This is a genomic window from Lutibacter sp. (assembly GCF_046055765.1).
Lineage (GTDB): Bacteria > Bacteroidota > Bacteroidia > Flavobacteriales > Flavobacteriaceae > Lutibacter.
On record NZ_JASFZF010000013.1, the window covers coordinates 1 to 15,260 of the forward strand.

Genomic DNA, 15,260 nt, shown 5'->3' on the forward strand with positions numbered 1-15,260 from the left:
GTTAGTTTACCAAATTTGGCTAGTTATGGAGATTTTGATTATAATTGGACAGATGCTCAATTATTATATTCAATGGGTATTCTTGCTGACCATATCAATCCTACTGCTGCAGAAGGACAAAAATATTTATTTACCTATCTTTTATACAATAATGGTATAAATACCTTAACTATGAACATAATTAAAACAAATGGTGCTTGGGTTTTAAATAACTAAACATTCATACTGTTTTTATTCAAAAAAAAACCTCCCAATTGGGAGGTTTTTTTTTGAATAATTTTAATCTTACTCAGCCATTTTAATTAGTATTAAATAAGTCCGTTTTAGTTTATATCAATATCACTCGGAAATTATTTTAACCAATTCGTTCAAAGCCAAATAAGAGAAAGTAAGTTTAAAAATGTAAGCGAAGTTATACGAGCAGGATTAGGACTATTGGAAGAGGAAGAGAGTAAAGAAAATCTCAAATGCTAAATTTAAATTGACCAATAAAGCCGTTGGGGATTTATCGAAAATTTGGGATTATACATTTGAAGTTTGATCGGAAAAGCAGGTGGACAAATATTACGAATCGATTATTTCAAATTGTCAAGAAATTGCGAACAATCTAGATTTAGGAAAAAATATGAGGGAATTACTCAAAAATCTATTCGGACTGAAAACGAATTTACATATTATTTTCTACCAAACCTTAAATGAAAACTACGTTAAAATTACGAGAATTTTACACGAAAGAATGGATTTAAAAAAAAGAATAACCAGATAAAAACTACAAACAACAACTCATAAAATTATTGCTTACATTTGAGTGAAAATTGAAATAATAACAAAAAAATAAGATTAAAGTTAGTCGAAAATATTTAGTATTTAAACTCGCACTAATCTTATAAAAGCCCATTCTTTTAAATACATAAAAAAGTAGCTCAATTATTCTGATTGAACTACCTTTTCAAATACTATAAATTACTATAAAATAGAAAACCAAACCTAACTTTTTATAATTTTTAAAGTAACTGGTTTATCCAAATGAATTTTTGCTATATAAATCCCTGTGGGTTGATTGCTTATATCTAAGCTCACTTTACCATAAATAACAGGATATGTTTTTATGGATATTAATTGTGATTGTATGTTGTATATTGAAATTACTACCTGTTTTTCGGCTATAGGTATTGCTATTTCAAAAGTTCCATCACTTGGGTTTGGATATACTACAAAATCGTTCAATAGGCTAATAGATTTAGCATAAATTCCTTCACATGTTTTTGCCGTTTTAACTTCTAGTAAATCTCCGTGGTTAACATTTACAAAAAATACAGGAGCATTGGTCTCTAAAACTTCTTTTCCATTAACAAAAACTTTAAATGGTGCAGTTCCTTGTTCTATTTCAACTGTTGCTTTGTTTGCTTTTACACTTGATTTACCTGAAATCGTTGTTCCTGCTACTACCTCAACTACAAAACATTGTTCGTAGGTTTCTCCTGTTATTGAAATACAGAAATTATAAGTATCTGGTGTTAAATCTGAAACTGTTAAACCAGTTGTAAAACTACTTGAAATCCCTTTAATTATAGTTGTATAATTATGTGTTTCATTTGCAGTGATTATAATTTGCCCATTATTTTTGTTAGGGCAGGTTTCACTAATAATTTCAATATTAAAATTATCTGGAGAAAGAATTAAACACCCTGTAGCATCAACCAAACTACCTGGTTCACTATTTGGGCACAGGTCAACTAAATTATCTACACCATCATTATCATCATCTCCATTTGGTGTTGTATCACAAACATCTCCTTGACCGTCACCATCTGTATCTAATTGATCTGGATTTGCTATATCTATGCAGTTATCTACTGCATTATCAATTCCGTCATTATCAGTATCACTTGGTAAATTAACACCACAAATTTCAATAGTCCAACTATCAATTTGACCAACATCTGCTGGTCCACTATCTACCACCTTTAAAGTCCAATTTCCAAAAGATTCTTCACTATTAAAATTAGCTAAATTTCCTTGTGGAGAAAATACTCCAGTAAAAGGTGCTATACCAGAATTAATAGAAGTTTCAGATTCATCATCAAAAACTGTATTTGTATAGTTAATTCCACTATCACCTACATTTGCAGCTAGTATAACTGAAGTTCCTTGTGGACTCGTTAATGTTAATGTTAAATCTCCCACATATTCATGAGGAATATTTACAGTAACATTTACATCTGTTATTGATTTATTTTCAGTAACATTGATTATTGAACTTACACCAGTAGTAGTATTATCCGGTATACTCAATGGCGTATCTGAAGAAGGTATTGAACCACAAACTTCATTTGCAGTAATAAAGTTATTTATGCTGGAAAAACTACTTTCGCCACAAGCATTTATTGCTTTTACTCTCCAAAAATATGCTGTATTCAATAAAAGTGTAGAAGGGCTATAAGAATTTATAGTAACATTTGCAGATTCATCAACTGTAGAAAATGTATTATCGGTTGAAATTTCCACATCATAATTTAATGCATTTACTTCATTATCCCAACTTAATGTATATGGTTTTAAAACACTTGTAGCATTGTTTAGTGGAGCTACCAAATTAGGTGTATTAATTGTAGAAGAATAAACATCTAGACTAACAACTGTTGATTTAGTAGTTGATGTTGAATTTCCAGTTACAGAAATATTATAATTACCAACATCATTATCTTCAATATTACTTATGGTCATTTCTACAGTAGTGTTATTGGTAGTTGCAGAAGTTGGATTAAATGTAACTGTAGTACCTGTTGGGTTATTTAAGGCTGAAAAGGTTGTAGTTTCATTAAAACCTAAAAAAGTAGTATAATTAAATGTATACACTACATTGTTTGGAGTACAAATTGCTTCATTGAATGAGGCAAAATCCATAATAAATTCTGAAGTTTGAATCGTTATATTAGCATCGTTCATGGCATAAAAAATGTTTCCAACACTTTCAACTTTAATTCTTCCTACAGTTGTTGCATTATTTGGAACTACAATATCGTAAGAACCATTATTAGTAATGTTTGAAGCTAAAGTAATTGGATACGTTAAACCGCCATCTTCTGACAATAATATATTAACAAAGGAACAACTAACCGGAGCTACATTTGTATTGGCAACATCCCAAGTGATAGTTTGAGCTGTCCCTGCATCCCAAGTAATAGCAGTATTTTGAGAAGTTAAATTAAATGGTCCAGAAGTTCCATCAACAGTTATGGTAGTTTCATCACTAGCAGATTGACCTGCATTTATAAAGTTATCTCTCACAGTTACTCCAAATTGCATGGTTCTAGCTACTGAAGGTAAAACTTCATAAGTAGTAGCTAAATTACCCGCTATAACAGTACTCTGTCTAGGAAAATAACGTTTAGATGATGATGTTGGCCCAACCGATCTAAATGCTGGACCTCCAGTAGCTGTTGAAACTAAAGGATGTGTAGCTATTTCTGTATCTAATTGTTCCCAAGAGTATGTTAAATTATCTCCATCAACATCCGTTGCTGCTGCATCTAAAACAAAAGGAGTTGAAATTGGAATTGTATAGTTTATTAATGTCTCAATTGTTGGCGTATTATTTCCTGTACTTGTTAATTGAGCACAAGAACTACTATTACCTGTAGATATATTTGCCCACATCTCTCTAATACTAACCAAATGGAAATAAGAATCACTATTTGACTGTACATTGTTTGGTGCACACAAACCAGCATACGCCATAATAGTTGAACCGCTACCAGGCTCTACTGCTGTTCCACTATTTCTATTTCCGCCACCACAACTACCAGTATCACTATTAAATGTGTGATTAGCACCATATTGATGTCCCATTTCATGTGCTACATAATCTATGTCATACGCATCTCCTATTGGAGCATTAGTACCTGTTATTCCTCTTGCTTTACTTGTAGTACAAGGAGATCTTAGTTGAGCTAAACCACCACCACCAGTACTAAAAGTATGTCCAATATCATAATTTGCAGAACCTATCACGTTATCTATTACTGTTTGACTATCATCTATTAATGTTGAAGAATCATTGTTTGCTAAGTTATCAGTTGCAGCATCTAGAAAAATAACATCGGGTTCATTTGCTACTAATACCATTGTTAAGGCAACATCTCTTTCAAAAACACCATTTACCCTAGTCATAGTAATATTAATAGCCGATAAAACAGCAGCTTTTTTCTCATTATCTGTGGCTGTAGCACTAATCCCTTGATTGGTTAAATGAAACTGAGAATACTCACCAGTTGCAGCTACGGCTAATCTATAAGTTCTTAAACTTCCATCATTAGCATTATCAGTTTTAGCACTTACAGTTGCTTTTACTGTTTTAAGTACCGAATTATAATCTTCAACTTTACACTCAAAAGGAGCTATCGCAGGTAAACTTTTTTTAGTATAAATAATATACGATTCTTTACTTTTTGTATAAGGATCTATGTAAATTGTTCCTTCATTTTTTTGAAAAATCATGGCATGTAAACCCAAAGACGTTACACTAAATCTAATTGTTGAACCAAGATTATCTATACTTTTACCAGAATAAGATTTAATAGTTGGATACTTTTTTTGCAAGCTTTCTTCCATAATTGAAGCTTCAAATACTTCGTATCTTTCTAGTACTCCTTCTGCATTTGGAAAACTTAAAATAGCCGTTGATATTTTTGATTTCCCTGCAACTCTTTTGGGAGCATTTGCCAATTTATTTTTAAAAGAATTCACATCTAATTGAAAAACCTCAAATTTAGTAGGTATGGTTTTCCTAAATACTTTTTTTTCTAAAGTCTTTTCTAAAGCTGAACTTTTAGACCAAAGTTGGTCGGTATTTTGAGCTTGTATTGAAAAAATTACAGCAAAGACAAATAATGTAAAAAAGAGGTGTTTTAGGTTAAATTTTATCATAATATTAAATAAATAGGGCGTTTAATTCACAAATATAAAGGTTTTTATTTTTCACAGACTACAATAGAATTATATAACTATGTTTTTTATAATTAAATAAAGTATTTTTGCTACTTCATTATAATTAATATTGTTTTCAATTTTGAAAATTTTTAAAAATTTAGCTACTTATAAATCAACTAAAAAAACTTTTGTTACCATAGGTACGTTTGATGGTGTTCATCTTGGACATCAAAAAGTGATAAAAAATTTAGTGAAAAGTGCTGCTTCAAAAAATGCTACTTCTGTTTTGTTAACTTTTTTTCCACACCCAAGAATGGTGTTACAAAATAATTCAGACATTAAATTAATCAATACAATTGATGAACGAATCCAATTATTAGAAAAAACTGGATTAGAAACTTTAGTTGTTCATGAATTTACAGAAGAATTTTCTAAACAAACAGCTTTAAACTTTGTGAAATCAATTTTAGTAGATAAATTAAAAATTGCGAAACTAATTATTGGTTACGATCATAAATTTGGAAAAAATAGAGAAGGTGATTTCAATCAATTAGTAACATACGGTACGGAGTTGAAATTTAAAGTAGATGTTATATCTCAACATGATATTGATAATTTAACCGTAAGCTCAACTAGGATTAGAAAAGCAATTGAAAATGGAGAAATTGAGAAAGCTAACAACTATTTAGGGTATAATTTTATGCTTACCGGCGAAGTGGTTACTGGTAAAAATTTAGGTAAGAAAATTGGATATCCAACAGCTAATTTACACGTAAAGGAAACCTATAAACTTTTACCCAAAACGGGTGCTTACGTAGTTAAATCTCAAATTGATAGCAAAACCATTTTTGGAATGATGAACATTGGCTATAGGCCAACAGTAAGTGGTAAAAACCAAACTATTGAAATTCACTTTTTTGATTTTAATAAAAATTTATACACCTCTAAAATTCAAATTGAAGTTTTATCATTTTTAAGAAATGAACAAAAATTTAATTCTATTGAATCGTTAAAAACCCAACTACGAAAAGATAAAGAAAACTCATTAAAAATTATTAATGGTCTATTTTTTGATTTATAATTGTTGTAAATTCAACCTATGAAAAATTTAGTACTACTTATAATTATCTTATTTTCTTCCTGTAAAATAACTAAAAATAAAACATTTACAGTGAATAATAATTTGAATTTTGAAACTGAAAATTGTCCTGAGAATGGCAAATGTACTATTGAATTAATTCCTAATAAATCTATTATTTTTAAAAAAGATGAAGTTGGAATTACCTACCCAATAATTTCTGAAGGTGAAAAAACTATTTTTAAATATACCTACAAAAAAAATCCTATTACTAACACACAAGACAGTAATTATATTGAAATTGTGTATGCAGAATTTGAACCAAAAATTTCAGAAATTTCACTCTCAAATAGCGAACTTCAAAATGTAAAATTTTATTTTGGGCGTTTATGTTATTGCAAAGGAGAAACAGGCTATTACCCTATTAAAAATGGTGAATTTAAAATTTCTGAACTTACAAAAAACTCTTTGAAAATAGATTTTAAATTTAACATAAAAGAAGTACCACAAATTATTTCAAAAATAAACGAAATAGTTTATTTTAAATCAAATGCAAGTAATTAGCTTCTTTTCACTTCAATTCATTAAATTTGCCTTTCAATTAAAGGAAAAGAGCAATGTTACAAGTAGCGTTTATTAGAGAAAACAAAGAAACTGTTTTAAAAGGTTTAGCAAAAAGAAATTTAAAAAATGCTAAAGAATTAGTTAACAAAACGATATTGGCTGATGAACAAAGAAGAGCAATACAAACAAAATTAGATGCTATTTTAGCTGAATCGAACAAATTATCGAAAGATATTGGACAGTTATTTAAATCTGGTGAACGTCAAAAAGCTGAGATATTAAAGCAAAAAACAATTCAGTTAAAAGAAAAATCAAAAGATTTAACTGAAAATTTACAAGCCAAGGCAACTGAATTACAAGATTTACTATACCTAATTCCTAATATTCCAAACACAATTGTACCTGCTGGTTCTACAGAAGAAGATAATGAAATAGTATTTGAAGAAGGTGAAATTCCAACATTACACGAAGGTGCTTTACCGCATTGGGAACTTGCAAAAAAATATGATATTATTGATTTTGAACTTGGTAATAAAATAACTGGTGCTGGTTTTCCAGTTTATAAAGGGAAAGGAGCAAAATTACAAAGGGCATTAATCAATTATTTTTTAGATAAAAATACAGAGGCCGGTTACGATGAGGTTCAAGTGCCATTAATGGTTAACGAAGCTTCTGGTATTGCTACTGGTCAATTGCCTGATAAAGAAGGGCAAATGTACCATGATGCACAAGATAATTTATTTTTAATTCCTACGGCTGAAGTTCCTGTTACTAATATTTTTAGAGATGTTATTTTAAAAGAAGATGATTTTCCTATTTGTAAAACGGCTTATACACCTTGTTTTAGACGTGAAGCAGGTTCGTATGGAGCACACGTTCGCGGTTTAAACAGATTACATCAATTTGATAAAGTAGAAATTGTAAGAATAGAGCATCCAACAAAATCTTATGAAGCTTTAGATAGTATGGTAAACCACGTGAAAGGAATTTTACAAGATTTAAATTTACCTTATAGAATTTTACGTTTATGTGGTGGTGATATTGGGTTTACATCTGCTTTAACATACGATTTTGAAGTGTTTTCAACAGCACAAGATCGTTGGTTAGAAGTTAGTTCTGTTTCAAATTTTGAAACGTTTCAAGCAAACCGATTAAAACTTCGTTTTAAAAATAGCGATGGGAAAAGTGAATTAGCACATACCTTAAATGGAAGTTCTTTAGCTTTACCACGTATTTTAGCGGGATTATTAGAAAATTGCCAAACACCTGAAGGAATTAAAATTCCTAAAGTTTTAGTACCGTATTGTGGATTTGAACTAATTAATTAGCGCTTACAGTTATCATTTTTTTGTAATAGTTCATTTCAATTAGCGCATCAAAATATGCATTTAATTGACCTTTACTCATAAATTTAAAAGCTTTCTTTTTTGCTGTTTCGTATTGTTTGATTAATTCTTTCATTTTGTAAAATTTAGTTATTCTCTTTTATTTAAAACAACTTCCGTGCCAAAATGTTACAACGGTTATTAGAGAATACCCTAATTTTACAAAAACTTTAACACTTGTTTAGTTATCTTTGGCTCAATAAAAATAGTAAATGCGTAATATTATCTTCATATTTTTATGTGTTATTTCTTTGCAAATATATGCTCAGGAACCACAACTAGCATTTCAATATTTTAGGAATGGAGAATATGAAAAAGCTGCTTCTATATATAAAACTTTACATGAAAAACATTCATACAATACAACCTATTTAAACTATTTGATTGATTGTTATCATCAATTAGAAAATTTTGAAGACATAAATATTATTATAAATAAACAATTAAAAACCTTTACTAATCAAGAGTATTTATATGTTGAATTGGGCTACAGCTACCAATTACAACATAAAAAAGAAAAAGCTGATGAGTTTTACCAAAAAGCACTAAAATCAATTGAAAAAAATCCAAATTCGAGTTATTTAGTAGGAAAAACATTTCAAGATAATCATTTGTTAGATTACGCAATACTTGTATATAAAAAAGGAATGCAATTAAATCCTACTACCAATTATAATTTTCAAATTGCTTTTATTTATGGTGAAAAAGGTGAAATTAAAAACATGTTTAGCACCTATTTAGATCTTATTTTAAGTGGTGAAAATTATATTTCAACTGCAAAAAATTATATAGGTAAATTTATTTCTGAAGACCCTGTAAACAACTATAATGTTTCATTAAAACGGCTGCTTTTAAAACGACTTCAAAATAACCCACAAAATAGTTGGAATGAATTATTGAGTTGGCTTTTTATGCAACAAAAAGAGTACAACAAAGCATTTGTGCAAGAAAAAGCACTTTTTAAAAGAAACTCTAGCAATTTAAAAAACATTATTGACATTGGTAAAATTTCATTTAACGATAAAGCTTACCAAAACAGTAAAAATTGTTTTAATTATATTTTAGAAAACACCAACCATTTAGAAACTAAATTAGTTGCTAAATTGTATTTATTAGAAATTGATATGAAAACCAATACATCAATTGATGCAATAGATTTCAAATTTCAAGAAATCTTTAATCAATATGGGAAATCGGTAAATACTGTTAATATACAAGCAATTTATGCGGAATTTTTAGCTTTCAAAAAAAACGACTCAAAAGCAGCAATTGCTGTTTTAAAAAAGGCATTAAAATTACCCATAAACCAATTTCAAAAAGGGCATTTAAAAACAAAATTAGCCGATATTTTAGTGTTTGCTAATAAGTTTAGTAGTGCTTTAATTTATTACACACAAGTTCAAAACAATTTAAAAAATTATACTATTGGGCAAACCGCACGATTTAAAATAGCACAAACGTCCTATTTTAAAGGAGACTTTAAATGGGCGCAATCACAATTAAAAGTATTGAAAAATTCAACCTCTCAATTAATTGCAAATGATGCATTAGATTTAAACCTGTTAATTACAGACAACGCCGTAAATGACAGTTTAAAAATAGCATTAAAAACCTATGCAATAGCCGATTTACTGTCATATCAAAATAAAAACAACCAAGCAATAGACACCCTGCAAGTTATATTGAATACCTATAAAGGACATCCAATTGAAGATGAGGCACTTTTTAAACAAGCGCAATTATTTGAAAAAACAAGTCAATATATAAATGCTGAAAACAACTATCTTCAGCTTATAAAAATTGATAAGGATGATATTTTAGCCGATGATGCACATTATTATTTAGCCGAATTATATTTGTACAAATTAAATAACATTGAAAAAGCAAAAGAGTATTATCAGAAAATTATTTTTGAATATCCATCTAGTATTTATTTAGTAGATGCTCGTAAAAAATTCAGAAAACTAAGAGACAACGACATAAATTAATAATAAAAAACAATGTATATCTACAACGTAACAACTAATGTTCATGAATCTATTCAAAAAGAATGGTTACAATGGATGAAAGAAAAACACATTCCTAATATGCTTGAAACAGGCAAGTTTATTAGCGCTAAAATGAGTCAGGTTTTAATAAATGAAGAAATGGGAGGAGTTACTTACTCTGTTCAATACACTACTGAAAGTTTAGAAACTTTACACGAATACTACAACGAAAATGCGAATAAATTACGTGAAGAAGCGCTAGTTTTATTCAAAGATAAAATAGTAGCTTTTAGAACCGAATTAAAAGTAATTAGTGAACAATTTAGTATGAGCTTAAAAAATTAATTTATGAGTGTAAGAGCAAAAAAACATCTTGGACAACATTTTTTAAATGATGAACTTATTGCACAACAAATTGCAGATAGTTTAATTGGGAAGAACTATAAAAATGTATTAGAAATTGGTCCTGGAATGGGTGTGTTAACCAAATATTTGCTCAAAAAAGATTTTACAACACATGTGATAGAAATTGATTCTGAATCGGTTGAATATTTAAAAGCACATTATTTAAACTTAGCCAGTAGAGTTATTTTAAAAGATTTTTTAAAAATTAATTTGTCTGATTATTTTGGGAAAGAACAAGTTGCAATTATTGGAAATTTTCCTTATAATATCTCCACCCAAATAGTTTTTAAAACCTTAGAAAATCGGCATCAAATTCCTGAATTTTCAGGAATGTTTCAAAAAGAAGTAGCCAAACGAATTGCTGAAAAGGAAGGTAGTAAAGTATATGGAATTTTATCGGTACTTACCCAAGCTTTTTATGATGTTGAATATTTATTTACCGTTCCTCCAACCGTTTTCAATCCACCGCCAAAGGTAGATTCTGGAGTTATTAGATTAACTCGAAAAGAAAACTACACACTTCCAGTTGATGAAAAATTATTTTACAAAGTAGTAAAAACTGCTTTTCAACAACGTAGAAAAACACTTCGTAATAGTTTAAAAACCTTGAATTTATCGGATAGTTTAAGAGAAGATACTATCTTTGCAAAACGTCCAGAACAATTATCTGTTCAAGAGTTTATCAATCTTACCTCTAAAATAGAAAAAGATGTCGTTTGAAATTACCCAAGAATACATTCAAAAAGTTCAACAATTAATTGCTGAACAAAAAAATGACACCCTTTTAAATTTATTAGAAGAAGTACATTATGCCGATGTTGCTGAAATTGTTGAAGAATTAAATCCTGAAGAAGGACTATTTTTAATTAAATTGTTAGAAAGCGATAAAACATCTGATGTTATTGCTGAATTAGATGAAGATGACCGTGAAAAAATATTAAAAGGGCTTTCCTCAAAAGAAATTGCTGAAGAGATAGAAGAGTTAGACACTGATGATGCTACAGATATTATTGCGGAGCTTTCAGAAGAGCAAAAAAAGGAAGTAATTTCACATATTGAAGATGAAGAACATGCTAAAGATATTCTTGATCTTTTACGTTACGATGAGGATACTGCTGGTGGATTAATGGCGAAAGAATTAGTAAAAGTAAATGAAAACTGGAATATTTTAACCTGCATTAAAGAAATGCGTAAACAGGCTGAAGAAGTTACAAGGGTTCATTCTATTTATGTTGTTGATGATGCTGATGTTTTGATTGGAAGACTCTCTTTAAAAGATCTATTAACAAGTTCTACAAAAACAGCTATAAAAGATGTTTACATTAGAAAAGTAGATGCTGTAAATGTAAGTGACGATACAGAGGATGTTGCTAAGGTGATGCAAAAATATGACCTAGAAGCCATTCCTGTAGTTGATGATCTTGGTCATCTTGTAGGTAGAATTACCATTGATGATATAGTTGATGTAATAAAAGAAGAAGCTGAAAAAGATTACCAAATGGCTGCAGGTATATCACAAGATGTTGAAGCAGACGATACTATTTGGGAGCTTACAAAAGCTCGTTTACCTTGGTTAATTTTAGCATTATTTGGTGGATTTATTAGTGTTTCTATTTTAGGGGGGTTTCAAGGAGCTATGAATAATTACCCTGTACTTTTCTTTTTTACACCACTAATTGCGGCAATGGCAGGAAATGTTGGAGTTCAATCTTCAGCAATTATTGTGCAAGGTTTAGCCAATGATAATTTAAAAGGTTCTTATTGGAATCGACTTTTAAAGGAAGTTTCTCAAAGTTTGTTAAATGGATTTATACTGGCTGCACTTTTAATGTCCGCCGGAATGTTCTTCTTGGGGTTCAATTTAAAAGTTGGTATAACCGTTGCCATTTCTTTAATTTCTGTAATTATTATAGCATCTATAATTGGTACGTTTGTTCCAATTATTTTAGATAAAAGAGGTATAGATCCTGCATTAGCAACAGGCCCATTTATAACAACTAGTAATGATATATTAGGAATCTTAATCTATTTTTCAATTGCAAAATTAATTTTAGGTTTTTAATACTTAATTTTTTTAAATAAATCCCATAAAACAACACCAGCACTTACAGAAATATTTAAAGAATGTTTTGTCCCAAATTGTGGAATTTCAATACAATAATTTGAAGATGAAACTACTTCTTGCTGTACTCCTTTTACTTCATTCCCAAAAATAACTGCATATTTTTGATTTGCTTCAATAGTAAAATCTTGAAGCAATGTACTATTATCAGCTTGTTCAATAGAAGCAATTAACACCTTTTCTTTTTGTAATTTTTTGACCAGTTCTAAAGTATCTTCAACATATTCCCAAACTATAGATTCTGTAGCCCCCAACGCTGTTTTATGAATTTCTTTATGTGGTGGTTTAGCAGTAATTCCACATAAATAAATTTTTTCAATTAAAAAAGCATCACTTGTTCTAAAAACAGAGCCAATATTGTTTAAACTTCTAATATTATCAAGTACAACAATTAACGGAATTTTACTAATTTTTTTAAACTCCTCAACATTCAATCTTTCTAATTCACTATTTTTTAATTTTCTCATAATTAGTATTTAATTAAATCTACTTGAAATATCTCAACATATATAAAAACTATAACAAGTAAACATTAATTCTTTAATCTTTAAATTTTTCAATCTTTCAATTAAAATGTAACTTCGCAAAACTAATCTAAATTCTTAAAAATTGGCAGCGAAAATAAAGAAAGTCACTCCTTTAATGAAACAATACAATGCCATCAAGGTAAAATATCCTGATGCGATGTTGTTGTTTAGAGTAGGGGATTTTTACGAAACTTTTGGCGAAGATGCTAAAAAAGCTGCGAAAGTTTTAGGAATTGTTTTAACCAAACGTGGCGCCGGAAGTGAAACCGAAACTGCGTTGGCTGGTTTCCCTCATCATTCTTTAAATACCTATTTACCTAAGTTAGTAAAAGCTGGAATGCGAGTTGCAATTTGCGACCAATTGGAAGATCCTAAAATGACAAAAACGATTGTAAAACGTGGTGTTACAGAATTAGTAACTCCTGGTGTTACTCTAAACGACGAAGTTTTGCAATCCAAAACCAATAACTTTTTAGCAGCGGTTCATTTTGGAAAAAAATATGTAGGAATCTCTTTTTTAGATGTTTCTACAGGTGAGTTTTTAACTGCTCAAGGAAATTCAGAATATATTGATAAGTTACTTCAAAATTTCAATCCGAGTGAGATTTTAGTTCAAAAACAGTATAAAGTAAAATTCAATGAATTATTTGGTGACCGTTTTTATACGTTTTATTTAGAAGATTGGATTTTTCAACCAGAATATGCGTTAGAAACATTAACCAATCATTTTAAAGTGAAAACACTCAAAGGTTTTGGTGTTGATGATTTAAAAGAAGGTATTATTGCTTCTGGTGCTGTGCTGTATTATTTAAATGAAACCCAACACAATAAACTTAATCATATTTCGGTAATTAACCGTATTTCTGAAGATAATTACGTTTGGATGGATCGTTTCACCATTCGTAATTTAGAGCTGTATAACTCAACTTCAGTAAATGCAGTAACACTTTTAGATGTTATTGATACAACTATTTCACCAATGGGTGGACGATTGTTAAAACGGTGGTTAGCATTACCTTTAAAAGATATCAATCGAATAAAAAAAAGACATGATATTGTTAAATATTTTATTGATAATGATGACTTTTTTGAATTAACAACCTACCAAATAAAACAAATTAGTGATATTGAGCGTTTGGTTTCAAAAGTAGCAACCGGAAAGGTGAATCCACGTGAAGTGGTATTACTTAAAAACTCTTTAAATGCCATTATTCCCATAAAAGAAGCTGCTGAAAAAAGTAACAATGAATCCTTAAAAATTATTGGAGAACAGCTTCAAAATTGTAATTCACTTCGAGAAAAAATTTCAAAAACTTTAAATGAAGATGCGCCTGTAAATATTAATAAAGGGAATGCAATAGCTAGTGGAATTTCAGGAGAATTAGATGAATTAAGAGCAATTTCAACTTCAGGAAAAGCATATTTAGATGCGATGTTGGCTCGAGAAGTTGAGCGTACAGGAATTACCTCATTAAAAATATCTTTTAACAACGTTTTTGGCTACTATATTGAAGTTAGAAATTCACATAAAGATAAAGTACCTGAAGAGTGGATTCGTAAACAAACTTTGGTAAATGCTGAACGTTATATTACCGAAGAGTTAAAAGAATACGAAACCAAGATTTTAGGTGCTGAAGAAAAAATTGGGAAACTAGAACACGAGCTTTTTGCTGAATTAATCAGCTCTTTATTAGATTACATTCAACCAATTCAATTAAACGCACAATTAATAGCTCAAATAGATTGTTTAAGCTCGTTTGCTGAAATTGCCAAACAAAACAATTATGTACGCCCTCAATTAGATGAAACTACCGATTTAGAAATAAAAAATGGTCGTCATCCAGTCATTGAAAAACAACTACCACTTGGCGAAGAATATATTGCAAATGATGTTGTTTTAAACATTCATCAGCAACAAATTATTATGATTACCGGTCCAAATATGAGTGGTAAATCGGCTATTTTACGTCAAACTGCTTTAATTGTGTTGTTGGCTCAAATGGGAAGTTATGTACCTGCTCAAAATGCAAGAATTGGTATTGTAGATAAAATTTTTACACGTGTTGGTGCCAGTGATAATATTTCTATGGGTGAATCAACCTTTATGGTTGAAATGAATGAAACGGCAAGTATTTTGAACAATATCTCTGATAGAAGTCTCGTACTTTTAGATGAAATTGGGCGTGGAACCAGTACTTACGACGGTATTTCAATTGCTTGGGCCATTGCCGAATATTTACATGAACATCCTTCAAAAGC

Annotated in this window: 12 protein-coding genes and 2 pseudogenes; 11 read left to right on the plus strand and 3 right to left on the minus strand. The window is 29.6% G+C overall.

Going from position 1 to position 15,260, the window contains the following annotated elements:
• The 3 genes and pseudogenes from QM495_RS01185 to QM495_RS01195 all read left to right on the plus strand — a co-directional run.
• Positions 1-216, plus strand: a pseudogene (locus QM495_RS01185) (hypothetical protein); the annotation flags it as partial.
• Positions 217-330: 114 nt separating this feature from the next.
• A pseudogene (locus QM495_RS01190) lies at positions 331-456 on the plus strand (type II toxin-antitoxin system ParD family antitoxin); the annotation flags it as partial.
• 97 nt (positions 457-553) lie between these two features.
• The gene (locus QM495_RS01195; protein WP_408670276.1) at positions 554-766 is read left to right on the plus strand and encodes a type II toxin-antitoxin system RelE/ParE family toxin; all 213 of its coding nucleotides are present in this window, start codon (positions 554-556) and stop codon (positions 764-766) included.
• Positions 767-987: 221 nt separating this feature from the next.
• On the opposite strand, the gene QM495_RS01200 is transcribed toward QM495_RS01195, so the two are convergent.
• Positions 988-4,929 carry a reprolysin-like metallopeptidase gene (locus QM495_RS01200; RefSeq protein WP_408670277.1) on the minus strand — a complete coding sequence of 1,314 codons (3,942 nt, stop codon included), beginning with the start codon at positions 4,927-4,929 and terminating at the stop codon, positions 988-990.
• A 142-nt stretch (positions 4,930-5,071) separates the two neighbouring features.
• On the opposite strand from QM495_RS01200, the gene QM495_RS01205 reads away from it, so the two are divergent.
• Genes QM495_RS01205 through serS form a run of 3 tightly spaced genes read left to right on the plus strand, consistent with a single transcriptional unit; the run spans position 5,072 to position 7,902 of the window.
• Positions 5,072-6,013 (plus strand): bifunctional riboflavin kinase/FAD synthetase, encoded by a 942-nt coding sequence (locus tag QM495_RS01205; RefSeq protein WP_408670278.1) that lies wholly within the window; start codon positions 5,072-5,074, stop codon positions 6,011-6,013.
• A gap of 18 nt (positions 6,014-6,031) precedes the next feature.
• A complete protein-coding gene (locus QM495_RS01210; protein ID WP_408670279.1) occupies positions 6,032-6,574 on the plus strand; it encodes a hypothetical protein in 543 nt (180 codons plus the stop codon).
• A 53-nt stretch (positions 6,575-6,627) separates the two neighbouring features.
• Positions 6,628-7,902 carry a serine--tRNA ligase gene (gene serS, locus QM495_RS01215; RefSeq protein ID WP_408670280.1) on the plus strand — a complete coding sequence of 425 codons (1,275 nt, stop codon included), beginning with the start codon at positions 6,628-6,630 and terminating at the stop codon, positions 7,900-7,902.
• Here serS and QM495_RS01220 read toward each other — a convergent pair.
• Positions 7,895-8,035: a hypothetical protein gene (locus tag QM495_RS01220; protein ID WP_408670281.1), complete on the minus strand. Its 141-nt coding sequence runs from the start codon at positions 8,033-8,035 to the stop codon at positions 7,895-7,897. The two genes, serS and QM495_RS01220, sit on opposite strands and share 8 nt — an antisense overlap.
• A 136-nt stretch (positions 8,036-8,171) precedes the next feature.
• On the opposite strand from QM495_RS01220, the gene QM495_RS01225 reads away from it, so the two are divergent.
• The 4 genes from QM495_RS01225 to mgtE are packed head-to-tail and all read left to right on the plus strand — an operon-like array spanning position 8,172 to position 12,414.
• Entirely contained in the window at positions 8,172-9,947 is a 1,776-nt protein-coding gene (locus QM495_RS01225) for a tetratricopeptide repeat protein (RefSeq protein ID WP_408670282.1), read from the plus strand.
• 12 nt (positions 9,948-9,959) lie between these two features.
• Complete coding sequence (locus QM495_RS01230; RefSeq protein WP_408670283.1) at positions 9,960-10,292, plus strand: DUF4286 family protein; 333 nt, start codon at positions 9,960-9,962, stop codon at positions 10,290-10,292.
• A 3-nt stretch (positions 10,293-10,295) separates the two neighbouring features.
• The gene (gene rsmA / locus QM495_RS01235; protein ID WP_408670284.1) at positions 10,296-11,072 is read left to right on the plus strand and encodes a 16S rRNA (adenine(1518)-N(6)/adenine(1519)-N(6))-dimethyltransferase RsmA; all 777 of its coding nucleotides are present in this window, start codon (positions 10,296-10,298) and stop codon (positions 11,070-11,072) included.
• The gene (gene mgtE / locus QM495_RS01240) at positions 11,062-12,414 is read left to right on the plus strand and encodes a magnesium transporter (protein ID WP_408670285.1); all 1,353 of its coding nucleotides are present in this window, start codon (positions 11,062-11,064) and stop codon (positions 12,412-12,414) included. Before rsmA ends, mgtE begins: the two co-directional genes overlap by 11 nt.
• Here the strand turns inward: mgtE and QM495_RS01245 are convergent.
• Positions 12,411-12,941, minus strand: coding sequence for an RNA methyltransferase (locus QM495_RS01245; RefSeq protein WP_408670286.1), 531 nt, complete (start codon positions 12,939-12,941; stop codon positions 12,411-12,413). The genes mgtE and QM495_RS01245 overlap by 4 nt on opposite strands.
• Positions 12,942-13,083: 142 nt before the next feature.
• Between QM495_RS01245 and mutS the strand changes: the two genes are divergently transcribed.
• The coding region (gene mutS / locus QM495_RS01250; RefSeq protein ID WP_408670287.1) for a DNA mismatch repair protein MutS at positions 13,084-15,260 on the plus strand (2,177 nt) is incomplete at its 3' end.